Source organism: Trebonia kvetii (genome assembly GCF_007827045.1).
Taxonomy (GTDB): Bacteria; Actinomycetota; Actinomycetes; order Streptosporangiales; family Streptosporangiaceae; genus Trebonia; species Trebonia kvetii.
In genome coordinates, this window is record NZ_RPFW01000005.1 from 313,856 (window position 1) to 338,885 (window position 25,030).

Below are 25,030 nucleotides of genomic sequence, written 5' to 3' on the forward strand. Positions count from 1 at the left end.
TCAGGGTTCCGCGTAGTCCGCCGCTGGCACGGCCTCGGCCGTGCCGGCGGCGACGGTGACCGCCTTGACCGGGTCGGGCAATTGGTGACTGCCGCGCAGCGTCACCGGCTTGAGCAGGACCGCGGCCAGCACGCCGACCAGCGCGACGGCGGCCGAGATCGCGAAGATATGCCCGGTCGCGGTGCCGTAGGCCGCCGCAGGAGCGGCGCCGCCCGCGATACCGCTTGACACCTGCCGCGCTAGGACGGCGCCGAGCACGGCGACGCCGATCGTCCCGCCCATCGAGCGGAAGAAAGAAACGGTCGCGCTTGACGCGCCGATGTCGCTGAGCGGTACCGAGTTCTGCACCACAAGCACGAAGTTCTGCACGGTCATCCCCACGCCGGCGCCAACCAGCACCATGGCGACGCCGATGAAGGCAAACGACGTGTGCTCGTTGATCAGGCTGAGTCCGCCGAATCCCGCCGCGAGGCTGAGCGTGCCGGCGACGAGAAAGGGCTTGAGCCGGCCGGTGCGGCTGATCAGCGCCCCGGCGACGGTGGAGACCACCAGGATGCCTGCCATCATCGGGATCGTGAGCAGGCCGGCCTGGGCGGCGGTGCGGCCGCGGCTGGTCTGGAAGTACTGGGTAAGGAAGACCGAGGCGCCGTACATGGCGGTGCCGGCGGCGAGGCTGCCAAGGATGGCCAGCATGGTGGTCCGCTGCCGGATGATGCGCGGCGGGACGATCGGCTCCGCCGCCCGCGTCTCCGTCCACACCGCGCAGGCGAGCAGGACCAGCGTGGCGCCCGTCATGGTGGCGGTCTGCCAGGAAGCCCACGCGAATGAGCCGCCGACGAACGAGACCCAGATCAACAGCAGGCTGACGCTGCCGGTGATCAGGGTGGCGCCGCCGTAGTCGATCCTGACGTTGTCGCGGCGCGTCGCCGGCAGCCGGACCGTGCGCTGGACGATGATCAGGGCCAGGATCGCGAACGGGATGCTGATGAAGAAGCACCACCGCCAGCCCAGCCACGAGGTGTCGACGATGAACCCGCCGAGGAGCGGGCCCCCGATCGTCGATATCGCGGTGGCGCTGCTCGTGTAGCCGGCGTACCGGCCGCGCTCGCGGGGCGGGATCATCGCGGCCAGGGTGATCTGCACCAGCGACTGCAGCCCGCCCACGCCGACACCCTGCAGCGCCCGGGCGGCGATGAGCTCTCCAGCGTTCCCCGACAGGGCCGCGGCGACAGAGCCGGCGATGAAGATCGCGGTGGCGACCTGGATCAGGAGTTTCTTGCTGAACAGGTCGGCCAGCTTGCCCCAGATCGGTGTCGCGGCGGTCGCGGTCAGCAGGGTCGCGGTGACCACCCAGGTGTACTGGGTCGGCGAGCCGTGCAGGGCATGCATCATCTGGGGCAGCGCGGTGGCGACGACGGTGCTGCTCAGCGTGGAGACGAACAGCGCCAGCAGCAGGCCGGCGAGTGCCTTGAGTATGTGGCCGTTGGACCGGGCGTCAGTCGTGCTCACGAGGTCTCCGCTGGGTTGGTAGGCAGTCGTCGCCGCGGGGAACTGCTTGGCTTACACAAGCAGTTTTATTATGCAAGTAATTTTGTTGGATAGTACCATCAGTTGTGTAGCCCCAGCAAAAGAGGAAACGATGCCTGATCGCGAGCAGCGCGTGCAATCGCCGGGTGCACCCGGCTGGGCGGCCGAGGTGGAAATGGTCGCCGACAACGTGCTTGACCTGCTCAGCACCGTTCGCAAGTCCGCGGCCCGGATGGAGGCCAATTCCCGCAGCGACGTGGAGTCAGCCACCCGGCTGCTGCTGCGGACCGTTGCCGAGCTGGGACCGATGCGGGCGACGGCCCTCGCCGCGAGCGTGCATTCTGACCTGTCCACGGTCAGCAGGCAGACCGCCTCGCTGGTGGCGGCGGGCCTGCTCGAGCGGCGTTCCGATCCGGCCGACGGCCGCGCCTCGGTCCTGGCCCTCACGCCGGCCGGCCAGGCGGCGACGGCCGAGCATGACCGCGCTCGCGCCGGCTTCTACGCCCAGGTGCTGGACGGGTGGACGCCGCCCGAACTGCGGCAGTTCGGTGCCCTGCTTGCCCGGTTCACCGCGTCCTACGATCAGGTGCTCGCCGCGCGGGTGCTGGCGCGGTCCGGCGCCACTTCCCGGTAGCGGCTATCGGGCGGCCAGCCCGATGAAGTAACTGCCGAGCAGGGCGACCCCGATCAGCAGCACCCAGAGGTCGGTGATCCGGCATAGCAAGACCGGCGCGTTCCTTACCTGCATGAACTCGCGGAAGATGAGGCGTACCTTCACCAGCGCCAAGCCGAGCGCCGCCGCATGGAGAGCACCCTGACCGGCGATCCCGTCCTGAACCGCGTCTTCTCCGCCGACGAGCATTTCCGGCGGGTGATGGACCGGCTCTACCGGGGGCTGGTCGGCCAGGACTCCACGGCTGAGGCGCGGATGGCGGCGGCCATGCTCACCGCCGCCATTGGCGGCGCCGTGATGCACCCGCTTGCCCAAGACCTCGACGACGACGTGCTTGGCGCCCAGCTGCTTCGCCTAGGCCGCCGTTTTCTCGAACTCCCGGACTGAGGGCCCGCGCTGGTCCTCTCGGGCTAGCTCAGTGAGAATTGGCGGCCAGGACGATGCCGACGATGACGATCAGGATGGCCAGGATCGTCAGAGTGATCTTGATTGCGCTGTAGGGGCGGTGGCCAACGACCTCGCCGGTGTGGGCGTTGACCATGACCTGGAACAGCTTGCCAGCGTGCCGGTAGCTGAGGAACCACACCGGCAGGAACATGAGCTTGTACGCCAGGTCGTAGTAGGCGGTGTTGACGGTGTGGACGCGCTGCTCGTCGCCGCCGATGTCGGCCCGGCAATCGTCCTCGATCACCGGGGCCATCTGCGCCTTCGCCGACTCCAGTCCCTGCTCGGGCTCGATGTCGTACCGGACGGTCTGGAAGCCGGCCAGGTAGTTCTGCTGGAAGGGCGTCGCCGTCTGGAGTTCCCATGGCTCGAGATTGCCGATCAGGTTCGTCTCCACCTTGGTTGTGCCGGGGACGAGTACGTCGTCGAAGAACCGGCTGACCCTGCCCTGCGCGGGGTGCCACCGGGTGTGCTGGACCTGCCGGGTCTGGGTGACCTGCTGGCCGTTGACCTGCGTGGTGTAGGTCTCGGTGACCCAGTAGTGCTCGCCGCGCTCGCCCGTGTAGTCGGAGGCGGTATTGCTGTCATAGGTCCAAAACGGCAGGTAGCTGCCGGTGAACGTCTCCGCGCTTGACACCTTCTTGAGGCTGCCAGGCGCGAACCAGCGCGACGACGTCCACTTCTTCAGCGCATCGCCTGCCTGCTGCTTGCTGATGCCGAACGGCACGACTGCCTCGGGTGCGACCCGCTCGATGGCAGCAGGGTCAGCGACGAGCGGCGTCCCGCAGAACTGGCAGTTCGCCGACAGCAGGTCGCTTTCCGTGTGCGCGTTGCAGTTCGGGCAGGCGAAGACCGTGCCGAGCTTGGCGACCGGTTTGGCAGGCAGGCTGGCGAGTTCGGTGAACGAGTGTTCCCGCACTGCTGTGCCCGCGGGCGCCACGGACTGCCGGTTCCCGCAGTGGTCGCACGCCATCACCCTGGCGGCCGGATCCCAGGCCATGGTGGACCCGCAGATCTGGCATGGGTACGCCGTCGTCCCGCCCGTCATGCTGAACCTCTCCGCCGCCTCGATTTTTGATGGAGGAACGATAGCAGTCAGGGATATTTCGCGACATATAGCGCCATGGCGAGGCGTCGCGTTAGAAGCCGAGCTTGGCTAGCAGCGTCTCGCTTTCCGCCCACAGGCGCCTGGCGGCGGCATCGTCTTGCGCGGCGGCGGAAGGCGTTTCCTCCGCCTGCTGGTAAAAGTAACGGCCGCCTGGGTGACCTCCCGCTGGCTCGGTGGCAAGCCAGGCCAGCGTTTCCGCCGGCTCGTCAGGCGACACGGCGGCAGCCGAGGCCATGTACGTCCGCATTCCCTCGTCTCCGTGCGAGGCGAAGTTACTGGCGACCAGGCCCGGGTGCATGACCTGGGCGACGATTCCCTCCGGCTCGGCCCGGCGCGCCAACTCGCGGGTGAACAGGATGTTGGCGAGTTTCGCCCGGCCGTAGGCGAAGGCCGGCTGGAAGCCGCCGAGGCTTTGCAGGTCGTCGAAGTCAAGCGCGTCGATCATGCGATGCGCGGTCGACGACACGGCGATCACCCGTGTCGTTCCCGACGGCCGGCTGGCCGCGCTCGCCTTGAGCAGCGGCATCAACTCTCGCGTCAGCAGGAAGGGGGCGAGATGGTTGGCGGCGAAGGTCGCCTCCGTGCCCTCCGCGGTGATGTACTGCCGGTCCCGCACGCCGCCCGCGTTGTTGACCAGGACATCGATATACCCGGTGCGGCCGCCCACCTCGTCGGCTACGCGCTTGACCTCGGCCATCAGCGTGAAGTCGGCGCGCACCATGCAGAAGCCGCCCGCGGGCGCCGCCGCGGCGATCTCCGCTTCGGCGGCGGCACTGCGCTCCGGGTCGCGGCCGACGCCGATCACCTGCCAGCCGCGCGCCGCGAGCTTGACCGCAGTCGACTTCCCGATCCCCGAACTGGCTCCGGTGACGAGCGCGACCCGCCGCTCCGCATCGATTGTCACGGTGCTTCCTTCCTTTCGTCTCCGCGCGGCCGAAGACCATCGAGCAGCAGCCGAACGGTGAAGTTGATTCTCCTGTCCAGTTCCGCGCGCGCCGGCACGCGGCCGCTGACGATCGCGCGCACCTGGCCGCCCACCACCATGCTCATGAAGGCGGAGGCGGCGAAGCCGGAGTCAGTGGGGGAGATCTGTCCCGTGGCGATAGCGCGATCGAGCACGCCGGCGACGAAGTCCAGCACCGGCTTGGCGCTCTGCTCGAAGTTGGCCGTGAAGATCTCGGGGAACCGGTAGCTCTCGGTGTTGATGATGCGCTGCAGGCGCAGGCCGTTCGGCGTCATCACCTGGCCGATGCGCAGCCGCGCGACCGATTCAAGCGTGGCGGCCAGGTCGCCCTGGTCGAAGCCGGCGAGCACGTCCTGCGGCACGATCTGCCGCTCGATGGCTCGCTGCACCGCGCCGCGAAACAGTGACGGCTTGTCGGCGTAGCGGGCGTAGACCGTGCGCTTGGTCATGTTGATGCGGGCGGCGATCATCTCGATCGTCGTCAGCTCGAAACCGTGCTCAAGGAACAGGTCAAGCGCGGCGTCAAGCAGCTCCTCATGGCGCGCCTCGGCCTGCTCGGTGGTGGGCCGCCCGGCCCCGCGGCGCATGGTGGAGGTTGCGTTCATTAAGCCTGCCCGCCTAAATCGCCCTTGCGCTGTCGCCAGATTCAGTCATAATGATACGCACAAGGTGCCATTTGTCTAGTCCGGCGACGGCACCCGCGGAAGGATGACCCATGAGCCCGGCAACCGAGAAGCTGACGCGGCTGATCGCCGCTGAGGACCGCTTCGACCACTCCCATGCCGAGCTGCGCGAGACACAGCTTGAGGCGCTTAACGAGCGGTTCCAGGAGCGCAAGGACCGCATCAAGCTGCTCGGCCACCGGGCGCGCGAAGCCGGCACCACCGAGATCCGCAGCCGCGAGGACATGGTGCCGCTGCTGTTCCCGCACAGCGTCTACAAGAGCTATCCCGAGAGCTTCCTGATCGAGGACAAGTGGGGTCTGCTCGGCAAGTGGCTTGGCGCGGTCTCGCCCTACCCGATCAGTCCGATCGAGACCTCGGACGTCACCGGCATCGACGACTGGATCGCGCGGCTTCAAGCCAAGGGACACTACGTTTCCTGCTCAAGCGGCACGACCGGCAAGTCGGCCATGCTGCTCGCCTCGGACAAGGACATGGACTGGTCACGCAAGGACACGGTCGGCGTCTTTGCCTGGGGCTCGGGCGTCCGGCCGGCCCGTGACCGGCGGATGGTGGGCCTCGCGCCCATTGCCGCCGTCCCCAAGAACCTGGTCATCGGCCAGGCGCAGCAGGAGGCCTTCGGTGACCCCGCCAAGGAGCGCTTCCGCCTGCCCATCCCGCCGATCACCGTTGGCTCGCTGACCAAGATGGTCGTACTACAGAAGAAGATCGCCGACGGCACCGCGCGGCCAGAAGAACTGGCTGATTTCGAGCAGACCTCCAAGGCGCGTCAGGCAACGCTCGACCAAGCGATGCTCGCGGGCGCCGAGGCGCTCATCAAGTACCGGGATGAGAAGCTCTACATCTCCGGCCTGTGGAACGCGCTGTACCAGGTGGCCAAGATCGTCCGCGGCATGGGCTATTCCGCGAAGGACTTCCACCCCGACAACTGCATCTATGTCGGCGGCGGGCTCAAGCGCGCGCAATTGCCGCCGGACTACCAAGAGTTCGTCCACGAGACATTCAACATCCCGGCCAACCGGAACTTCCAGAATTACTCCATGCAGGAACTCAATTCCGGCATGCCCAAGTGCCAGAGAGGCGACCGCTACCACGTTCCCCCGTGGATCGTGCCGTTCATCCTGGACTCCGACGGCGGCGCCATGCTGTCACACGAGACCGGCGAGATCGAGGGTCGCGCCGCCTTCTACGACCTTTCGCTCGACGGGCGCTGGGGGGGAATAATCACCGGCGACAAGATCTCGCTCGATTTCAGCCCCTGCGCCTGTGGCTGCAAGGGCCCGTCGGTACGGAACAACATCGTCCGTTACGCGGACATCCAAGGCGACGACAAGATCGGCTGCGCCGGCACCGTCGACGCGTATGTGCGAGGCCTGTCATGAACGCGATCAACACCGATTTGAAGCTTGCGGATGCGGTGGTTTCCGCGCCGTTCTTCCTGCGCGGCGAACTGGCCGAGGGCCAGGTTGCCCTGCACCGCTCGCGCGACCTGGGAGTCACCTTCGCGACGCCGCGGATCGACCTCGACCGGGCGGTGCACCCGCGCACCGAGGTGCCGCCGCTGCTCAACGTCCCGCTCGCGGAAATCATTGACTTCCTCGTCGAGACCGGCCAGCGAATCCGCAACCCAGGCAACTCCTTCGTGCAGGAATGCATCGACCGCATGGCCGCCACCCACGTGCTGCCGCGTGCCGTGCTTGAAGCGCAGGTCAAGGGCGCGGCGGCCTATCTCGACAAGCGGCTGCTGCAAACGGTGGTGGAGCAGAACTTTCCCGATCCCAAGGCACTTGACGAGTGGGTGCCCAAACAGGATTTCACCGGGCGCAAGAGCTTCGTGCGGGCGTTCGCGCCCCGGCTGATCCACGTGCTGCCCGGTAACTCCCCGGGCGTCGCGGTCAAGTCCATCGCTCAGGGAGCGATGGTCAAGGCGGTCAACCTGTTCAAGATGTCCTCAAGCGATCCCTTCACCACTGTCGCCGTCTTGCGGACCATGGCGGAAATCGACCCCGGCCATGCCATCGTGAAGTCGATGTCGGCGGTGTACTGGCGCGGTGGCGACGATGCGGTGGAGCGGACGCTCTACCGTCCCCAGTACTTCGACAAGATCGTGGCCTGGGGCGGCGGCGATGCGATCAGCAACGTGGTCAAGTACCTCGGTCCCGGCTTTCAGCTGGTGTCGTTCGACCCCAAGACATCGATCTCGATGGTCGGGCGGGAAGCTGTCGCCTCAGAGGAGGCGCTCGACCTCGCGGCCGACCTCGCCGCCAGCGACGTCATGGTGCTCAACCAGGAAGCATGCGTCGCCAGCCGCTTCATCTTCGTCGAGGCGGGCCAGGGCGACGCGGACCTGTTCTGCGAGCGGCTGCACGCGCGCATCGTCGAGAGAGCCGCTGCCTCGGGCGACGCCCGGCCGCTCGACTTGGACCTGCGCGAGCAGATCGAGATGCTGATGATGCTCGACGACGAGTTCCGCGTGTGGGGTAAGACCGACGGGAAGGGACTGGTCATCCGTTCTGGTGAACCGGTGGACTTCCACCCGATCAACAAGACCGCCAACGTGGTCCGGGTGGACTCGCTCGACGATGCCGCAAAGTACGTGAACGTGGCCACGCAGACGGTCGGGTTCTATCCGCATCAGCGCATGCCCGACTACCGTGACCGGCTCGCGAGCTGCGGAGCCCAGCGCATCGTCCGGCTGGGTGAGGCGGGGCCGAGCACCATCGGCAACCCGCACGACGCCATGTACCCGCTTCATCGCTTCGTGCACTGGATGGCGCACGAGGACGGGGTCGCGCCGGAAGGCACCGACTGACGCAATCCTGTGATGCCGAGGCTCTTATCTTAGATTAGGTTTATTAGTAACCTATCAAGGCATGTTCCTTATGCGCATCCATCCCGTCAGCTTCCTCGCGGTCACCGCGACCGTCGGCTGCCTCGCGCTTTCCGCGTGTAGTTCGTCCAGTTCCACGTCTTCGGCCCCGCCAGCCTCGCCCACGTCTTCCGCGCCGGCCAGCGCCTCCGCCTCGTCGGCTAGCGCTTCCGCCTCGGCTAGCGCTTCCGGCTCGGCATCCGCGGCGGCTTCCAGTTCGGACTCGAACATCCCCGCGGGCCTGACGGGCGCCGCGAAGGCCGTTGCGACGAACTGGGTGGCGTTCTTCGACCCGGCGACGCCGACCGCGACGAAGATGACCCTGCTGCAGAATGGCTCGAAGTTCTCGGCGGTCCTGGCAGGCGAGGCGAGCTCGTCCCAGGCGAAGGAGACCGCGGCGCAGGTCACCGCCGTCACCGTCAATGGTTCCACGGCCAGCGTCACGTGGACGCTGCTGCTTTCCGGTATGCCGGTGATCAAGGGCCAGAAGGGCCAGGCGGTGCTGACCAAGGGCACCTGGCAGGTGGCCGACGCCAGCTTCTGCGGCCTGCTCAGCTTGCAGCCGCCGGTCCCCGCCGCCTGCAAGGCGTAAGTCAGCACGACAGCGCCCTGGCCCGGCCAGGGCCGGGGCGCTGTCCTGTTGGGACGCCATCGCGCGCTGGAGCAGTACCTCTGTCCTGGTGTCGACCGAGCTGGTCGCCTCGTCCAGGATGAGCACGGCGGGACGGGCGAGGACGGCCCGGCGATCGTGATCAGCTGCCGCTCGCCGGCGCTGAGGTTGGTGGCCTCATCGTCAAGCACGGTGGCGTAGCCGTCGGGCAGCGTCCGCACGAACCGGTCCACGTACGTCGCCTTCGCTTCCTCGACGACCTGCTCGTGGGTGGCGCCGAGCGAGCCGTCGCACAGGATCTGCGCCAGTGTGATGGCGAGCATCACCCCGCCGGTCGTCAGGATGTAGTGCGTGTTGTGGAAGACCACGCCGTTGTCGATGATGTCCGCGTTCAGCGTCGGCAGGTACAGCGTTCAGCGTCTGCGCCAGCTACAGCACCAGGAGGAACGCGAGCGGCTGGACAGGCCACCACATGCTAGGGGACGGGCTTCGCTCCGCTCGGTGGAAGCAAGGTGCCGGCATTCGCGCCGACCAGGTGCCGCCCGTAGCGCTCCCAGTTCACGTACGGCGCCATGGCGCCCTGGTGGGTAAACGCGAGCAGGTCCCGCAGCAGCCGCTGGATGGGCCGGTCGAGCCGGATCTCGTCCGTCGGGCAGACATCGAAGAGCCGCTCGATGGCCTCCCGTGCCAGCTTGTAGCACTGGGTCCCGCCGGCGCCGGTCAGCATCGGATCGGTGATCCGCTCGGCGCCAGGCTGGAGTGTCGAGAGCACCCAGTGCTGGTAGGACTCGATCATCCTGATGTTGGTGTGCGCGGTGGCGATCGCCGTCTGCACGACCGCGGAGTCGTACATTCTCTCGTAGCCGAGCATCCTGATGCCCCGGTTCTTCGCCAGGTCGTGGAATGCCTCAAGCGCGTAGCGTGCCATGCCGAGCGGCAGCGCCGCCGTGAACGCGTAGCCGCTGTCCCCGACCTGCAGCGCCGCGAAGGCGTCCGCGATCCGGCGCGATACCCGGCGCTCGGGGATGAACAGCTCACCGCACTCCACGGAGTTGCTCCCGGTGCCCGCCGCGCCCATCACGTGCCAGTCGTCGGCGATCGTCAGCTCAGAAAGCGGGACGAGGCAGAACGCGTCCGAGGTGCTTCCGTCGCGTTCCTCGATTGAGACCCGCAGCAGATCCCAGTCGGCGTGGTGGCAGCCGCTGTTGAATGGCCAGCGTCCCCGGCCGCGGATGCGCACGCCCCCGTCGACCGCCTCGCAGACCGCGCCCGCGGCGGCAAAGGTGCCGGCGAACTTGGCGCCGGGCTCCCTTGCGTAGATCTCGGCCAGCGTCTCCTCGGGCAGGCTTTCCGCCATGCGGCCGATGCCGCTGTAGATCTGCATGACCCAGGCGGTGGACGGGCAGCCGCTGGCGATGTGGGTCATCGCGGCCGCCGCGGTGGCCGCGCCGGTGCCGTAGCCGCCGCGTTTCGCCGGCATGAGCATCCGGAACAGGCCGGCTTCCTCGATGGCCCGCACGTTCTCGTCCGGCACGCGACCCAGCCGCTCAGCCAGGCTCCCGTTCGCGCGCAGCAGCGGGATCAGCGACTCCGCCCGGCTGATCAACTCCGCGGAGCTTGGCGCCGCCGCCTTTCCGTTGAGCATTGCGTCCGTCATCGAAGTTGCGGCGTGGAGACCCCGCCTTTCAGGCCGGGGAGGAAACGCCGCTCCCTCCTCTCGCGCGTCGGCTTACACATAACAGTTCCTTTCGGTAGAATTCAAACATGCGTACGGCCTACAAGTGCCGGATCTACCCAGACCCCGAACAGGTGAGCGTGCTGAACCGCACCTTCGGCTGCATCCGCGTGGTGTGGAACCGCACCCTGGCCTGGCGCCAGGCCCGCTACCGCACCGAGCAGGCCAGCACCAGTTACGCCCAGGCCAGCGCGTACCTGACCGCCATGAAGGCCACGGACGACCTCGGCTGGCTGAATGAGGTGTCCAGCGTCCCCCTGCAGCAGGCGCTCCGCCACCAGCAGGCCGCGTTCAGCGGCTTCTTCGCCGGCCGCGCCTCCTACGCCCGCTATAAGTCCCGCACCGGGCGGCAGTGCGCCGAGTACACCCGCTCGGGGTTCCGGTACCGCGACGGGCAGCTGTTCCTCGCCAAGATGAGCACGCCGCTGGCGTTCAATTGGTCGTGGCCGGACCTTGACCCGGCGTCGCTCGACCCGAGCACGGTGACGGTCTCCCGGGACCCGTGCGGCCGCTGGTACGTCTCCTTCGCCGTGGACGTGCCCGCGCCCGCGCCGCTTCCCCCGGCGGGTGCGGTGGCCGGCCTGGACCTGGGCATCAAGGACTTCGCCGTCACCAGCGTCGGACGCAAGATCGCGAACCCGCGCCACCTGGCCCGGCGCGAACGCAGCCTGGCCCGCTACCAGCGGCGCCTGGCCCGCTGCCAGCAGGGCTCGGCGAACCGGGCCAAGGCCAGGGCCAAGGTCGCCCGCGCCCACCGCAAAGTCCGCGCGTCGCGGGCCGACTTCCTGCACCGCACCTCCGCCCGGCTGGTCCGCGACCACGACGTGATCGTGATCGAGGACCTGAACGTGTCCGGCATGGTCCGCAACAGATCGCTCGCCAAGGCGATCTCTGACTGCGGCTGGGGTGAATTCCGGCGTCAGCTTGAGTACAAGGCGGCTAGGGCCGGGCGGCAGCTGATCGTGATCGACCGGTTCTACCCGAGCAGCAAGACCTGTTCCGCCTGCGGGCACCTGCTCGCGGAACTCTCCCTCAGCGCCCGGGCATGGGTCTGCCCGTCCTGCGGCACCCGGCACGACCGGGACGTCAACGCCGCGAAGAACATCCTGGCGGCAGGTCTTGCCGTTACTGCCTGCGGAGCTGATGTCAGACACCCGGGGACCTCCCGGGTGCGGTCGGCCGTGAAACAGGAACCCCGGCCCGTGAGGGCTGGAATCCCCGTCCTTCAGGGCGGGGAGTAGTCAAGTACGTCCTTCCGCACCCATGGATGTGGAACGCGAGTGTCACATATGACTCGGTGGCTTCGGACGCTAATCGCGATCCGATGGCGGGTCAATCGCGCTGTTCCGCTAGGCAGGACCAGTCGGGTCCGCGGCGGAATAAGGAGGCGTCTCGCGCGGCCATGTGCTTCTTCATCGCGGCAGCCGACGCGAGCAGCGCCTGACGGCGGGGCAGGGCGGACAACTGCTCGATCATCGTGGCGTAGTACTCGCTCGAGATGTACGTCGGGCCGTCGGTGATGTGGTCGAGCGCCAGCCGCGCGACCTCGCGGGCGGGCATGGCGTCATCCAGCATGGACGGGTCGAAGCCCTGCTTGACCAGCGCTTCTGAAACCGTCTTGCCCGGGCACAGCGTCAGTACATCGATTCCCGTCTCCGCCAGCTCTCCCCACAGGGCTTCGCCGAGCGCGGTCACCATCGCCTTGCTCGAGGAGTAGGCGGCGGAATAAGGGCCGCCGAGTGCGCCCTCGACGGAACTGGTCAAGACGAAGCCGCCCCTGCCGCGCGCGCTCAGCCGGGGGATGAAGCTGTGTGCCAGCGCCGACGGAGCGTGGCAGTTCACCATCAGGAGTTCCGTCAGCGCCGCCGCCTCGTGTGCCTCGTGCGGTGCCCGGCGCAGTCCGAATCCGGCGTTGCTGATGACCAGCCCGACGTCCATGGCCGCGGTGAACTCCGCCAGCCGCCGGGGCGCCTCCGGGTCCGCCAGATCGGACTGGCAGGTCGTCACCGTGATTCCGTGCTCCCGGGTCAGCCGGGTGGCCAGTTCCTCCAGCCGGTCCAGCCGCCGTGCCGTCACCACGAGGTCGAGGCCCCGGCAAGCCAGCTCCTCTGCGAACGCGTACCCGATTCCGGACGACGCTCCCGTCACCAGGGCCGCCGGGCCGTACCGCTCCGCGAAATCCGCCGTCATCCGAAGCCTCCGATGCCCTGCCCGGTCAAATAAATTAGCTCGATTAGTAAACTATCTTAGGCAGACTGGCAACGCTGCTGAGCCGTATGGCGGTGATCTCGTTGCCCACATCGGATAGCAGGGACGGCCTATGACCACGAACAGCCAGGACGGCGCGATGAGGACGGCGTTTCTCGTCCTGGACTACGCGACCTACATCGTCGAGAACTTCAGCCACGACGACGCGGTGGCCAAGCGGGCGGCAGTCGCGATCGCGGGAGCCCGTCAGGCCGGATTGCCCGTCATCTACGTGGTACCGGACGGGATGCAGGACCAGATCCACCCGCTGGTGGCGCCCGCGGCGGGCGAGCCGGTGCTCGGCAAGAAGTCCCTGAGCGCCTTCGCCACCACCAACCTGGACGAGATGCTGCGCCAGGCCGGCGTGGCGCACCTCATCATCGCCGGAGTGGCCACGTCTGGGTGCGTGCTGTCCACCACCCGGTGGGCGGTCGACACCGGGTACCGGGTCACTGTCTGCGCCGACGCCTGCGCCGACCCGGACCCGGGTGCCCACGCCGCACTAGTGGACGACAGCGTCTTCCCCGCGAGCTGGCTCGGGCTGTGGCGCATCGCCCGGGTGTTGCCCGCGGCGCGGATCAGCGAGTTGGCTGGCTGACGGCCGGCCGGGAACAATGACCTGGTACGGGCCGTCGCTGGTGACCGCGCGCAGTGCTGCTCGAACAGCTCGCCAGATAGTCCGACAAGTGCAATGATATAACTATGTGCGGAGATGAGGACGTGCACCGGCCAGTCCCGCCACTGACTTGACCGACTGGAGGGGCTCGTGCACCCGGTAGACATCGCCGCGCTGCTGCTGAGGGCGGTTCTCGGCATCACCATGCTGACCCACGGCTGGAACCACGCGTTCGGCGGCGGCAAGATCGCGGGCACCACCCGCTGGTTCGCCTCCATCGGCATGCGGCCCGCCTGGGTGCACGCCTACGTGGCCACCCTCACCGAAATCGGCTCTGGCGTGCTGCTTCTGCTCGGGCTGCTCACCCCGTTGGCGGCGGCCGGCGTCCTCGGCACCATGCTGGTGGCCCTGGTCACCGCCCACCTCAAGAACGGGTTCTTCATCTTCCGGCCCGGCCAGGGGTATGAGTACGTGCTGATGATCTGCGTCGTGGCGGTCGCGCTCGCCGGAATGGGCGGGGGATGGCTGTCCCTCGATCACGCGGCCGGCTACCCGATCAGCGGCTGGGCGGCCTACGCGGTCTGCGTGGGGGCCGGCGGCATCGGCGCCGCCCTCACCCTGCTCACCTCCTGGCGCCCGGCCTCGCCGGTGACCGAGTCGGCCGCGGCCGAGCCGACCGCCGCCGCCTGACCGGCCAGCGCTAAAGCGCTGCGAGCGCCGCGGCGTACCGGTCGAGGACGACGCGGATATCGCCCTCCACGGCCTGCAGATCGAGCACCACCTGGTCGACCCCGAGCCCTTGCAGGCGCTCGAAGCTTCGGCGCAGGGTGTCGTCGTCCACGATCGGGAGCATCGGCCGGATGAGGGGGCCGACCTCAGTCCGTTCGGCCTCGGCCCACCGCGCGCGGAGCGTGGCGACCTGCCCGGCGAACACGTCCAGGTCGCCCGCGAAGCCGATCCAGCCATCCGCCCAGCCGATGATCTCGGCCTGGCCGCGTGGTGTCAGCTGGCAGCCGAGCAGGACCGGGACCGACGGCCGCTGTACCGGCTTCGGCCATGCCCAGCTGGGGGAGAGGCTCGCGTGGTCGCCGTGGAACTCGGCCTCGGTGTCCTGCCACAGCGCCCGCATCAGCGCCACGTGCTCGCGGACGATCGCGCGCCGCTTGGCCGTGTCCCGCCCGTGGTTCGCCAACTCCGGCGCGTTCCACCCGTACCCGACGCCGAGTGAGAACCGGCCACCGGAGATGAAGTCGAGGGTCGCGATCGTCTTCGCCAGCGCGATCGGGTCATGCTGGGCCACGAGCGCTACGCAGGTGCCGATCTTGAGGTCGGTCCGCGCGGCGATGGCGGACAGCGCGACGTAGGGGTCGAGGGTTCGCCGGTAGCGCTCCGGCAGGTCGCCGCCGCCGGGGTAGGGCGACCCGGTGCTGACGGGGATGTGGGTGTGCTCCGGCAGCAGGACCGCGTCGAAGCCGCGCTCGGCGGCCGCGCGGGCGAAGTCGGTCACCGGCAGGGACTGATCGGTCGCGAAGTAGTGCAGGGCGGCCGGGGGACGAGTTCCGCTCATAGTGATCGCGCGTACCTCAATTGGTTGACTTCCATTACTAATATCACGGATCATCGACCTATGACGCTGGGGGAGCCACTCCGCTACGAAGCCATCAACACCGCCGTGTCCAGTCCCGGCGAGCACTTTGCTCGCTACGACGCGCTGCGGGAAAAGGGCAACGTGCACCCGGCCACCGTCAACGGCCGCAACCCTTTCCTCCTGGTGAGCGGGATGGCTGAGATCCGTGCCTGCTTGCAGGACCCCGCCACCTTCTCAAGCAGCGCGGTGACGGTCGACGATCCCAATCCGCCGTACATGTGGATCCCCGAGATGGTCGATCCGCCGCTGCACACCAAGTGGCGGCACCTTCTCGGGCCGTTCTTCGCGCCGGGAGCGGTCGACCGGCTCAAGCCGCGCGTCCATGAGGTGATCAACGAGATCCTCGATGACGTGGAAGGGCGGGGCGAGTGCGACTACGTCGCCGATGTCGCGCTGCGCTTCCCGAACACGATCTTCATGGAGATCTTCGGCCTGCCGGTCTCCGACGCGGCGCAGTTCCAGGTCTGGGAAACCGCGATCCTGCACGCGGACCCTTCCGAGGGAAAGCTCGCGTTTGCGGCGATGCAAGAGGTGATGGAGTACTTCAGGCAGCTCATCGCCGAGCGCAGGGCACAGCCGAGGGAAGACATCATCAGCGTCGCGTTGACTTGGTCGATTGACGAGACGCCGGTCAGCGATCAGGACCTGCTGTCGTTCTGCCTGCTCATGTTCATGGCGGGCCTCGATACGGTGGCGATGCAGCTGTCCTACTCGATGTACCACCTCGCGTTGCACCCGGACGACCGTCGCCGCCTGGTGGCAGATCCCTCCTTGTGGCCGTCGGCGATCGAGGAGTTTCTCCGCTACTACTCGTTCGTGTCCCCCGGGAGAAAGGCCACCCGCAGGACCGAGGTCGGCGGGTGCCCGATCGAACCGGGCCAGATGGTGTGGTTGCCCCTCGCCTCGGCGAACCGGGATCCGGCGGAATTCCCCGACGCCCATCTGGTGAAAATCGACCGCGAGGGTAACCGCCACCTTGCCTTCGGCGCAGGCCCGCACCGGTGCCTGGGGTCGCACCTCGCGCGCCAGGAGCTGCTGGTCGGGCTGACCGAATGGCACCGGCGGATCCCCGAGTACCGGCTCGACCCGGACATCCCGATCACCGAGCACGGCCGCCAGGTCGGCCTCAACAATCTGCCGCTGGTCTGGGACCGGCACTAGGCCCGGGTTAGTAATCATTCATCTCGGCGGCCCGGGCTAATGGCCGGCCGCCACGCTAACCTTGATCATGCACGCAGCAGCGGACCGAAACGCCGGGCTAGCCTTGAACCGCAGGCTGGCCAGCCGGGAGCGCGCCAACTCCCGCGGCGACGCGACCCGCCTGGATCTCCTCATGACGGCCGAGCAACTCTTCGCCCAACATGGGATCGAAGCCGTACCGCTGCGCGACATCGGCATCGCGGCCGGCCAGAAGAACCACGCGGTGGTGCAGTACCACTTCGGTGACCGGGAAAGCCTCGTCCGGGAGGTAATCGCCTTCCGCGCCTCGCTCAGCGAGCGGGTGCGGGTGGAGATGTTCGCCGACCTCGTCTCCCGCGGTCAGCCCCAGGTCTGCGACCTGGTGCGGGTCTTCGTCCTGCCGCTGGCGGCCCACCTGGAAGAGCACAGTCACTACCTCGCGTTCATGTCGCGGTATATCACCGAGCGCGGCGGGTACCGAGGGCTCGAATCGATGGGCATCCCGTCGACCACCGTCAACACGCTGCGCCCCCTGCTCGGCCGGCTGCTGCCGGGCCATCCGGTCCCGGTACTCGACGAGCGCTGGCTGGTCGTGATGACGAGTACCATCCACACCCTGGCCCGCTACCAGGCCGTCCTGGTCTCCGGCGGGGACCTGGGATCGCCGCTCGAGACGCTGCTCGAGGACCTGGTGCGGTTCCTCACCGCGGGACTCGAGGCCCCGGCCGGGCCCGAGGGCAGCGGCGGGGCGCAGCGCCCGCCGGCCGGCCGGGCGCGGGGCCGGGGTAAGACCGCCTGAGCCGGGGCCGGCCGCTCACTGCCTCCTTGAGTGAGTCATTTCTAAGTTCGTCATAAGAAATCCGGCTCTTGACATGGATCCATGGGGTAGGCCACTGTCAATTTTGACCGACTGGTCGAAACAAGAACGGGCTCATCCCCGTCCAGCAGAGGGGCGTCCGGCACGTGCCTTCCCGCGTGATCAGCCAGAAAGTCGCGGTCAGCGTGGTCTACGCGGGGGCCATGTTCATCGCGGTGATGGACCAGACGATCGTGAACGTAGCCCTGGCCGCCATCGGCCGCCAGTTCCACACCCCGGCAACGGCTGTCTCCGGGGCGGTCATCGGCTATCAGGTCAGCGTGGCGCTGTTCATCCCCGCGGCAGCGTGGCTGGGGGACCGGATCGGGCCGCGCCAGGTGCTGCTCGGCTCCATCGCGGTGTTCACGGCCGCGTCCGCCCTGTGCGGGCTGGCCGGCAGCCTGGACGAGCTGGTCGCGTTCCGGGTCCTGCAGGGCATCGGCGGCGGCATGATGGCCCCGGCCGGCCTCACCATGCTGTTCCGCGCGTTCCCGCAGGCGGAGCGGGTGCGCGCGTCGGCCATCCTCGTCATACCGACCGCCCTGGCCCCCGCGGCCGGTCCGGTCATCGGCGGTCTGTTCGTCACCGACGTGACCTGGCGGTGGGTCTTTTACGTCAACGTGCCGTTCGGGCTGTTCGCACTCGCCTTCGGCGCGCTGTTCCTTGCCGACCAGGAGCACCCGGCCGCCAGGCGCTTCGACGTCGCCGGGTTCCTCACCTCCGGTCTCGGGCTCGGCTTGCTGATGTACGGGGTGTCCGAGGGGCCGAGCGCCGGCTGGACGGCGGCACCGATTGTCGCCTGCATTGTGGCGGGCGCGCTGCTGCTTGCCGCCATGGTGGTCATCGAGCTGCGGGCCACGGCGCCGCTGCTCGACCTGCGGGTCTACGCCGACCGGCTGTTCCGCTCCACCAGCATCGTGCTGACCCTGACATCGGTCGCCTTCTTCGGGCTGCTGTTCCTGCTCTCCCTGTTCTTCCAGGACGGGCTCCACCTGAGCGCCCTGGAGGCGGGGTCCACGATCTGCCCGGAGGCAGTCGGCGTCATCATCGCCTCGCAGATCGTCAGCCGGCGGATCTACCCGGCCGTCGGCCCTCGCCGGATCATGGCGGCCGGACTGCTGCTGATCGCCGGCGTCGCCGTGCTCCTGTCGTTCGCCGGCACCGGGACCAGCGTGTGGCTGCTGCGCGCCATCCTCTTCGTGATGGGCTTCGGCGTCGCCGCCGTGTTCCTGCCCAGCCAGGCGGCGGGATTCGCCACCATTGGCGCGGAGCGGACCAGCGTCGCGTCAACCGTGTTCAACGCGCAGCGGATGATCGGCGGCGCGACCGGGGTCGCGCTGCTGACGGCCGTCATCTCCGCGCTCCACCCGGTGCGCACGGTCGCGGGCCGGGCCATCGCCAACCTGCCGGCCTTCCACCACGGGTTGCTGGTCTGCGCCGGGGTGGCCGTCGCGGCGGCGCTAGCCGCGCTGACGGTGAGCGATGCCGACGCGGCACCGACGATGATCCGCCCGCGCCGCCAGACCAGGGTCAGCGCCGCGGCGCCGCTGTCCGCCGAAGGCGCCGCGGCCGGCACCACGGACTAATAGCGCCCTTGGGCTCGGGCGTTACTGGCCGCTGGCTTGGAACAGTGCGAACGCCGCTCCCTGCGGGTCGATCAGCACCGCGAAGCGGCCGGTGCCCGGGATGTCAGCAGGGCCGGCGACCACGCTAGCGCCCAGGTCGATCGCCTTCTTGACGTCGGCGTCGACGTCAGCGGCGCCGAAGTAGACAAGCCAGTTGTCGGGCACGTCGGCGGGCGTGCCGGGCTGCCGGGGCATGAGCCCGCCGATGGTGCGGCCGCTCACCTGGGCTTCGGGGTAGTCGTCGCCGCCGCCCCAGCCCCAGCCGAAGACCGCGGAGTAGAACGCCTTCGACTTGGCGGGATCGGAGCTGGACAACTCGCTCCAGGTGAGCGCGCCCGGTTCGTTGACCAGCTGGGCGCCGAGGTGCTGGCCCGGCTGCCAGGCCGCGATGAGGGCGCCGGTGGTGTCTGCGAAGATCGCCATCCGGCCCGCGGCCATCACGTCCATGGGCGCGACGATGACCGTGCCCCCAGCCGATGCCGCCTTCCTGGCGGCCTCATCCACGTCGTCCACGTTGATGTAGGTCGTCCACCGCGGTGGACCCGGGTCCTGAGCGGGCGAGATCGCCGCCACCTGCTTGCCGTCCTTGGCGGCGATCGTGTAGTGGCCGGCTTCCTCGCCCATGTCCTGGCCTTCCCAGCCGAACAGCTCCGAGTAGAAGCGCACGCCCGCACCCAGGTCGTGAGTACCGATGTCCACCCAGGACGGAACCCCGTGCTCGTACCTTGTCATCTCGGGCATGGCCCAACCTCCCCCAGTGGCGAATACCTTCGGTCACACTCTCGCAGCCCTGTGTGCCTGCCCGCAAGGCGAGGGAAGCGCGACCGTTTTCCGGGCGCGCCCGACCGGGTAGCGTCCAGGGTTCTCTGCCGGTCACAGCTTGAAGCGGCGCACCTTGCCCACGCTGGTCCTGGGCAGCGCTTCGATCAGGTGCCAGTCACGCGGGCGGGCGGCCGCCGCCAGGTTTCGCTCCGACCATGCCGCCAGGTCGCCGATGTCGGGCGGGTGCTCCCGGTCACGCGGGACCACGTAGGCGACGGGCACCATGTCGCGGACCGGGTCGGGCCGCCCGAGGACAGCGCATTCGAGGACCCCTGGCGCCTGGGCGAGGGTGGCCTCGACCTCGGTCAGGCTGACGTTTTCGCCTGACACCTTGATCACGTCGTCACGCCGGCCGACGAACCGGAGCGCTCCACTGCCGCCGGCGCTGCCCGCTACGCGCGCGACCATGTCGCCCGTGTGGAACCAGGTGCCGCCGTCGCGCGCGACGAGCGAGCGTCCAGTGGCGGCCGGGTCGTCCAGGTACTCAAGAAAGATGTCCTCGCCGGGCACCCCGCCAAGCACCAGCTCGCCAGGCTCGCCGGGCGCCGCGTCCGCCCCGGTATCCGGGTTCCTGAGCACGACGGTGCGGCCCTCGATCGGCGGGCCAATCGTGTCGTTGCGGTACGGGTCCGAGACGTCGGCGCAGACGATCGCGACGGTCTCGGTCATCCCGTAGAGCTGCCGGGGGCGGCAGCCCGCGAGCGCGGTGAACTCCTCGTAGTGCTGCGCGCCGAGGTTCTGCGCGAACCAGACGTGCTCAAGCCGCCCGGCCGGCGCGTCGGCCGGGCGGCGCGCCAGGATCATCCTGATCGGCGCGGCGAACAGGCTGGCATGCGTGGCCGACAGGTCGCGCGCCTGCCGCAGCCACTGGGAGGCGGAGAACGCCGAGGTCAAGGCCACGCTGGCGCCGACCGCGATGGCGGGCGCGATGCAGTAGTACTGCGCGTTGGCGTGGAACAGCGGCAAGGTGACCAGCCAGCGGTGCTCGGGCCGCAGCCCGACGATGGCGGACATGGTGTCGGCTACGTGCGCGTAATTGTGCTGCGTGAGCACGACGCCCTTCGGCTCGGAGGTCGTGCCCGAGGTGAACATGACCGCCAGCCGGTCGGACGGCGCGACGACACGCCCCGGCACGTCCCCGCCCGCCAGGCCTGTGCCGGCCGCCGAAGTGACGTCAGGGGACGCCACGTCCGCGGCGGTTTCCGTCAGCTCGATGGTGGTCAGCTGCCCGGCCGCGGACTCCCGCACCCCGGCCGCGTAGACGTCGGCGCGGCCGGCCGCGCAGATTCCCGCCGCCGGGCGGACGCGGTCGACCTGCCGGCTGATGTCACGGGCGGTGGAGGTCGGGTCGACTGGCACCATCCATACGCCAGCGCGGGCGCAGGCGAGCCAGATCGCGATGAACGCGGGGCAGTTGCGCAGTACCACGTGCACGGCGGAGCCCGCCGTCACGCCCGCCGCCGCCAGGGTCGCGCCCATGCGGGTCACGACCTCGTCGAACTCACGGTAGGTCCACTGCGAGACGGACCCGTCGGGACCCTCGAAGATGAGGAACGGCCGGTCGCCGCTGCTGTCCACCGCCGCCTGCCAGCGCGCGGCGAACGTTATCGCGGCGCCCGCGGGCAGGCCGGTCACTGCGCGAAGGCGGGCCCGGCCGCCCGCTCAAGCCGGCGCAGCAGGGCCGGCCACTCGACGCCCGCGTCGAGCATGTTTTCCCACTGACGCGCGGTCAGCTCGATCGTATCCCGAGACGGGATGATCAGCGGCAGTCCGGTAGCCTGGGCGAACAGCTGGCTGCGGGCCGCTTTTTCCAGGTAGAACATCTCCACGAAGGCCTGTGCGACGCTTGCGCCGACGGTCAGGCTGCCGTGGTTGCGCAAGACCATCGCGGCGCTGCCGCCGAGGTCGGCGATGAGCCGTTCCCGTTCCCCTTGCGACAGCGCGATGCCCTCGTAGTCGTGGTAGCTGATCCTGCCGTACAGGCGCATCGCGTGCTGCGTCAGCGGGAGCAGGCCGTCCGGCAGCGTCGACAGCGCCATCTGCGCCTCGGTGTGCAGGTGCATGACGCAGCCGGCGTTCTCCCGCGTCGAGTGGATCGCGCCGTGGATGACGAACCCGGCCGCGTTCGGCTCGTAGCCGCCGCTGTCGCCGATGACGTTCCCGTCCAGGTCGATCTTGATGAGGCTGGACGCGGTGATCTCGTCGAACCCCAGGCCGAGGGGGTTGACGAGGAAGTGGTGCTCGGGACCCGGCACCCGCGCGGAGATGTGCGTGTACACGAGGTCGTCCCAGCCGAACAGCGCGCACAGCTGGTAAGCGGCGGCGAGGTCGCGCCGCACCGCGACCTCGGCGGGGCTGCGCTCGCCGCGATCGGCCAGATGGTTGGCGTGCAGCCGGAAGTCGGTGTAGACCGTGGTCTCGCTCATGCGCGCTCCTGCCTGGCTCGAGGCGTGGGCCTCAGGTTTTCATATACCGACCGCTCAATCCAGCGGGCGTCAGTTCCCCACGGGCGGGGAGTCGGCGAGGAAATGGCCGGCCTGGCCGATCCAGGCGTCGTAGTCGGCTGCCTTGTCGGCCAGGGAGTGCTCGGCGCCGGGCTGGGTGGTGATCAGGAACCGCTCGGCCGCGATGCCCGCCGTGACTACGTCGGCCACCTGCTCGGGCGTGAGCGCCTGCGCGAGGGCGGGGTGATCGGGGGCGAACTCGTTGCTCAGCAGCATCCGTGTCAGCATCGGCCCCGGGCAGAAGCAGGAGACCTTGACCCCGAACGGCCGGTACTGCACGGCCAGCCACTCCGCCAGCGCCAGTGCCGCGGTCTTGGTCACCGAGTAGGCGGCCTTCTCCGGCTGAATGGCCAGCGCCACCGACGACGCGGTCGACACTAGGTAGCCGTCGCCGCGGGCGATCATCGACGGCAGCACCTCGCGCGCCGCGGTCAGGTGCGACAGCACGTGCAGCCGCCACATGAGATCCCACAGGCTGTCGTCCTGGAGGTCTCTCGGCTGGCGCGGGCCGGCCACGCCCGCGTTGGACAGCCACACGTCGACCTCGCCGTAGGAGTCGCGGGCGAGTTCGGCCACCGCCCGGACGCTGGCGGGCTCGGTGATGTCGGCGGCGAGGCCGACCGTGCCGAGATCGTCCGCCACCCGCGAGACGGCCTCGGGCTCGATGTCGGTCACCACGACCCGGGCTCCCTCGGCCGCGAACCGCCGCGCGAGCGCCTCGCCGATGCCGTTGCCCGCTCCGGTGACCACCGCCACCTTGCCGTCCAGTTTCATGCAAAACCTCTCCCGCTCAGTGCTCAGACCAGGGACACGCCGCCGTCGACCTGCAGGGTGTGCCCGGTGACGAACGCGGCCGCCTCCGACGCCAGGTAGACCGCGGCGGCGCCGATCTCCGGCGGCCGCGCGTGGTTGCGCGGCAGGGCGGTCTTGCGCCCGATGGCCAGCATGCGTTCCGGGTCTTCCGCCCGGGCGCGGGCGAACACGCCGTGCTCCGGGTGGAGCCGGCTGCCGCTGCTCATGTCGCTGTAGGGGTCGTCGGACCGGGTGCCGTAGGGCGCGATGGCGTTGACCGTGATCCCGGTCTCGCCCAGTTCGAGCGCGAGCACCCGGGTGAACGCGTGCACTGCGCCCTTCGCCGCCGAGTAGACGGCCAGGTACCGGTCGCCGATGAATCCGGCGGTCGAGCCGATGTTGATGATCCGCCCGCTGCCTCGCTCGAGCATGCCGGGCAGCACCAGGTGGGTGCAGCGGAACGTCGTCATCAGGTTGAGCTCGAGGTCGGCCCGCCACTGCTGCGGAGTCGATGACGCGAAGGGCGTGACCGCCACGTTCCCGCCGACGTTGTTGACGAGCACGTCGATCTGGCCGAAGGCGGCCAGGGTGTCGGCCACCATCCCGGCGACCTCGTCTTCGACGGTCATGTCGGCCGGGCGCCACAGCACGTCGGCGGCGCCCTGCTCGCGGGCGAGCTTGGCCACCAGTTCGCCGGCCACGGGGTCGCGGCCGTTGATGACCACTCGGGCGCCTTCCGCGGCGAACGCCAGCGCGATGCCCCGGCCGATGTTCGCGGTGGCGGCGGTGACGACGACAACCTTGCCTGCGAGTCCCGTCTGCACGGCCTCTCCTCACCCGGTGGCGGCCCCTGCTGTCCAGATTAGAACTATATCAGTATGATGATTCAACTGAAAGTATCGAAACGGTTGGTGGGTGACCCATGACGGCGCTGCTGAACGAGGACGAGCGCGCATTGCGCGACGCGGTACGGTCCTTCCTCGACAAGAAGGTAGCGCCGCTGGTGGCGGCGCACGAGCAGGCCCGCACGTTCCCGTGGGAGCTGCTGCCTCAGCTGTACGACTTCGGCTACGTCCGCGGCGGCGTGCCGGAGGCGGCCGGGGGCGACGAGCTGCCGATGATGATGCAGGCGATCCTGATGGAGGAGGCCGGCCGCTGCTGGGGGTCGCTGCGGACCACCGTCAACGTGCAGGGCATGGTGGCGCGCGTGCTCGGTGCGGCCGCCGACGCCGCTCAGGCCGAGCGGTTCCTCAAGCCGCTGCTCGCCGGGCGCCGGTTCGGCTGGTTCGGGCTGACCGAGCCGGACGCGGGCTCGGACGCCGGGGCGCTGCGGACCACCGCCAGGCGCACGCCGGACGGCTTCGTGGTCAACGGGAGCAAGCTCTACATAACCAACGCGCTCGGCTGCGACTTCGGCATCCTGTTCGTCCGGCTGGTTGACTCCGGCGGCACCGACCACGGGGTGACCGGGCTGCTTGTCGACGCGGCCGAGTCGCAGTTCGGCGTGCACGACATCCCGCACATGCCGCTGCGCTCGACCACCAGCTGCGAGCTGACGTTCGACGACACCCTGGTGCCGCTTGGCAACGTGCTCGGCAAGCCCGGCGGCGGCCTGTCGCTAGGCATGGCGGCCGTCAACGCCGGCCGGCTCAACATGGCGATGGGCGCGGTGGGCCTGTCCCAGGCGTGCCTGGAGGAGTCGATCAAGTTCTGCCGCCAGCGTGAGCAGTTCGGCAAGCCCATCGCCGGGTTCCAGCTGGTGCAGCAGATGGTGGTGGAGATCGCGACCCTGACCGAGACATCCCGGCTGCTCGGCTACCACGCGGCCAGGTCGATCGACGCGGGCGAGCCCGGGCGCTACGAGTGCTCGATGGCCAAGTACTACTGCGGCGAGTCGGCGGGCCGCGCGGCGACCCTGGCGCTGCAGCTGCACGGGGGCGCCGGACTCATGGAGGAGTCTCCGGTGGAGCGGTACTTCCGTGACGCCCGCGAGGCCACCATCCCCGAGGGGACTAGCCAGATCCAGATCCTGCACCTCGGCAAGGCGCTGCTGGGCCACTCGGCCCTCCGCTGAGTGGGGCGAATCACCTTGCCTACGTTCAGCGACCTCATTATATTAGTTAGACAA

Annotated in this window: 25 protein-coding genes; 12 read left to right on the forward strand and 13 right to left on the reverse strand. The window is 68.9% G+C overall.

What is annotated here, in order from left to right; all coding sequences use genetic code 11:
• Window positions 1-1,509, reverse strand: a complete 1,509-nt coding sequence (locus EAS64_RS26530) for an MFS transporter (RefSeq protein ID WP_187366196.1) — start codon at window positions 1,507-1,509, stop codon at window positions 1-3.
• Window positions 1,510-1,639: 130 nt separating this feature from the next.
• On the opposite strand from EAS64_RS26530, the gene EAS64_RS26535 reads away from it, so the two are divergent.
• Complete coding sequence (locus tag EAS64_RS26535; RefSeq protein ID WP_187366197.1) at window positions 1,640-2,161, forward strand: MarR family winged helix-turn-helix transcriptional regulator; 522 nt, start codon at window positions 1,640-1,642, stop codon at window positions 2,159-2,161.
• A gap of 3 nt (window positions 2,162-2,164) precedes the next feature.
• Here EAS64_RS26535 and EAS64_RS43860 read toward each other — a convergent pair whose 3' ends face one another.
• Complete coding sequence (locus EAS64_RS43860; protein ID WP_187366198.1) at window positions 2,165-2,305, reverse strand: hypothetical protein; 141 nt, start codon at window positions 2,303-2,305, stop codon at window positions 2,165-2,167.
• A gap of 24 nt (window positions 2,306-2,329) precedes the next feature.
• On the opposite strand from EAS64_RS43860, the gene EAS64_RS26540 reads away from it, so the two are divergent.
• Window positions 2,330-2,587, forward strand: a complete 258-nt coding sequence (locus EAS64_RS26540; protein ID WP_145857297.1) for a hypothetical protein — start codon at window positions 2,330-2,332, stop codon at window positions 2,585-2,587.
• A 28-nt stretch (window positions 2,588-2,615) separates the two neighbouring features.
• Here the strand turns inward: EAS64_RS26540 and EAS64_RS26545 are convergent, their stop codons facing one another.
• From EAS64_RS26545 to EAS64_RS26555, 3 genes are all read right to left on the reverse strand, one after another.
• Window positions 2,616-3,692 carry a TFIIB-type zinc ribbon-containing protein gene (locus EAS64_RS26545; protein WP_145857299.1) on the reverse strand — a complete coding sequence of 359 codons (1,077 nt, stop codon included), beginning with the start codon at window positions 3,690-3,692 and terminating at the stop codon, window positions 2,616-2,618.
• Window positions 3,693-3,783: 91 nt separating this feature from the next.
• Window positions 3,784-4,656 (reverse strand): SDR family NAD(P)-dependent oxidoreductase, encoded by an 873-nt coding sequence (locus tag EAS64_RS26550; protein WP_222849625.1) that lies wholly within the window; start codon window positions 4,654-4,656, stop codon window positions 3,784-3,786.
• Window positions 4,653-5,321: a TetR/AcrR family transcriptional regulator gene (locus tag EAS64_RS26555; RefSeq protein ID WP_222849626.1), complete on the reverse strand. Its 669-nt coding sequence runs from the start codon at window positions 5,319-5,321 to the stop codon at window positions 4,653-4,655. The genes EAS64_RS26550 and EAS64_RS26555 overlap by 4 nt, the downstream gene beginning before the upstream one ends.
• Before the next feature lie 110 nt (window positions 5,322-5,431).
• Here EAS64_RS26555 and EAS64_RS26560 point away from each other — a divergent pair, with 110 nt between their 5' ends.
• From EAS64_RS26560 to EAS64_RS48085, 3 genes are all read left to right on the forward strand, one after another.
• Window positions 5,432-6,781, forward strand: coding sequence for a hypothetical protein (locus EAS64_RS26560; protein WP_145857301.1), 1,350 nt, complete (start codon window positions 5,432-5,434; stop codon window positions 6,779-6,781).
• Complete coding sequence (locus tag EAS64_RS26565; RefSeq protein ID WP_145857303.1) at window positions 6,778-8,211, forward strand: acyl-CoA reductase; 1,434 nt, start codon at window positions 6,778-6,780, stop codon at window positions 8,209-8,211. Before EAS64_RS26560 ends, EAS64_RS26565 begins: the two co-directional genes overlap by 4 nt.
• Before the next feature lie 70 nt (window positions 8,212-8,281).
• Window positions 8,282-8,860 (forward strand): MTB12 C-terminal domain-containing protein, encoded by a 579-nt coding sequence (locus EAS64_RS48085; RefSeq protein WP_500691525.1) that lies wholly within the window; start codon window positions 8,282-8,284, stop codon window positions 8,858-8,860.
• 493 nt (window positions 8,861-9,353) lie between these two features.
• Here the strand turns inward: EAS64_RS48085 and EAS64_RS26575 are convergent, their stop codons facing one another.
• A complete protein-coding gene (locus EAS64_RS26575) occupies window positions 9,354-10,523 on the reverse strand; it encodes an acyl-CoA dehydrogenase family protein (protein ID WP_187366199.1) in 1,170 nt (389 codons plus the stop codon).
• 119 nt (window positions 10,524-10,642) lie between these two features.
• On the opposite strand from EAS64_RS26575, the gene EAS64_RS26580 reads away from it, so the two are divergent.
• Window positions 10,643-11,854, forward strand: a complete 1,212-nt coding sequence (locus EAS64_RS26580; protein ID WP_145857307.1) for an RNA-guided endonuclease InsQ/TnpB family protein — start codon at window positions 10,643-10,645, stop codon at window positions 11,852-11,854.
• A 91-nt stretch (window positions 11,855-11,945) separates the two neighbouring features.
• On the opposite strand, the gene EAS64_RS26585 is transcribed toward EAS64_RS26580, so the two are convergent.
• Window positions 11,946-12,803 (reverse strand): SDR family NAD(P)-dependent oxidoreductase, encoded by an 858-nt coding sequence (locus tag EAS64_RS26585; protein WP_145857309.1) that lies wholly within the window; start codon window positions 12,801-12,803, stop codon window positions 11,946-11,948.
• 130 nt (window positions 12,804-12,933) lie between these two features.
• On the opposite strand from EAS64_RS26585, the gene EAS64_RS26590 reads away from it, so the two are divergent.
• Complete coding sequence (locus tag EAS64_RS26590; protein ID WP_145857311.1) at window positions 12,934-13,458, forward strand: cysteine hydrolase family protein; 525 nt, start codon at window positions 12,934-12,936, stop codon at window positions 13,456-13,458.
• Window positions 13,459-13,626: 168 nt separating this feature from the next.
• Complete coding sequence (locus EAS64_RS26595) at window positions 13,627-14,166, forward strand: DoxX family protein (protein ID WP_145857313.1); 540 nt, start codon at window positions 13,627-13,629, stop codon at window positions 14,164-14,166.
• Between the two features lie 10 nt (window positions 14,167-14,176).
• Here EAS64_RS26595 and EAS64_RS26600 read toward each other — a convergent pair whose 3' ends face one another.
• Window positions 14,177-15,043, reverse strand: a complete 867-nt coding sequence (locus EAS64_RS26600; RefSeq protein ID WP_145857315.1) for a TIGR03619 family F420-dependent LLM class oxidoreductase — start codon at window positions 15,041-15,043, stop codon at window positions 14,177-14,179.
• Between the two features lie 60 nt (window positions 15,044-15,103).
• Here EAS64_RS26600 and EAS64_RS26605 point away from each other — a divergent pair, with 60 nt between their 5' ends.
• From EAS64_RS26605 to EAS64_RS26615, 3 genes are all read left to right on the forward strand, one after another.
• Window positions 15,104-16,285, forward strand: coding sequence for a cytochrome P450 (locus EAS64_RS26605; RefSeq protein WP_145857318.1), 1,182 nt, complete (start codon window positions 15,104-15,106; stop codon window positions 16,283-16,285).
• Between the two features lie 67 nt (window positions 16,286-16,352).
• A complete protein-coding gene (locus EAS64_RS26610) occupies window positions 16,353-17,102 on the forward strand; it encodes a TetR/AcrR family transcriptional regulator (RefSeq protein WP_145857320.1) in 750 nt (249 codons plus the stop codon).
• 176 nt (window positions 17,103-17,278) lie between these two features.
• A complete protein-coding gene (locus EAS64_RS26615; protein WP_222849628.1) occupies window positions 17,279-18,745 on the forward strand; it encodes a DHA2 family efflux MFS transporter permease subunit in 1,467 nt (488 codons plus the stop codon).
• A gap of 21 nt (window positions 18,746-18,766) precedes the next feature.
• Here EAS64_RS26615 and EAS64_RS26620 read toward each other — a convergent pair whose 3' ends face one another.
• From EAS64_RS26620 to EAS64_RS26640, 5 genes are all read right to left on the reverse strand, one after another.
• The gene (locus EAS64_RS26620; RefSeq protein ID WP_145857322.1) at window positions 18,767-19,525 is read right to left on the reverse strand and encodes a VOC family protein; all 759 of its coding nucleotides are present in this window, start codon (window positions 19,523-19,525) and stop codon (window positions 18,767-18,769) included.
• Between the two features lie 132 nt (window positions 19,526-19,657).
• The gene (locus tag EAS64_RS26625) at window positions 19,658-21,241 is read right to left on the reverse strand and encodes a class I adenylate-forming enzyme family protein (RefSeq protein WP_222849629.1); all 1,584 of its coding nucleotides are present in this window, start codon (window positions 21,239-21,241) and stop codon (window positions 19,658-19,660) included.
• The gene (locus EAS64_RS26630) at window positions 21,238-22,032 is read right to left on the reverse strand and encodes a class II aldolase/adducin family protein (protein ID WP_145857324.1); all 795 of its coding nucleotides are present in this window, start codon (window positions 22,030-22,032) and stop codon (window positions 21,238-21,240) included. The genes EAS64_RS26625 and EAS64_RS26630 overlap by 4 nt, the downstream gene beginning before the upstream one ends.
• A gap of 69 nt (window positions 22,033-22,101) precedes the next feature.
• Window positions 22,102-22,884: an SDR family oxidoreductase gene (locus EAS64_RS26635; protein ID WP_145857327.1), complete on the reverse strand. Its 783-nt coding sequence runs from the start codon at window positions 22,882-22,884 to the stop codon at window positions 22,102-22,104.
• 23 nt (window positions 22,885-22,907) lie between these two features.
• Window positions 22,908-23,726: an SDR family NAD(P)-dependent oxidoreductase gene (locus tag EAS64_RS26640; RefSeq protein ID WP_145857328.1), complete on the reverse strand. Its 819-nt coding sequence runs from the start codon at window positions 23,724-23,726 to the stop codon at window positions 22,908-22,910.
• Between the two features lie 98 nt (window positions 23,727-23,824).
• Here EAS64_RS26640 and EAS64_RS26645 point away from each other — a divergent pair, with 98 nt between their 5' ends.
• A complete protein-coding gene (locus tag EAS64_RS26645; RefSeq protein WP_145857331.1) occupies window positions 23,825-24,976 on the forward strand; it encodes an acyl-CoA dehydrogenase family protein in 1,152 nt (383 codons plus the stop codon).
• The last annotated feature ends 54 nt before the right edge of the window (window positions 24,977-25,030 follow it).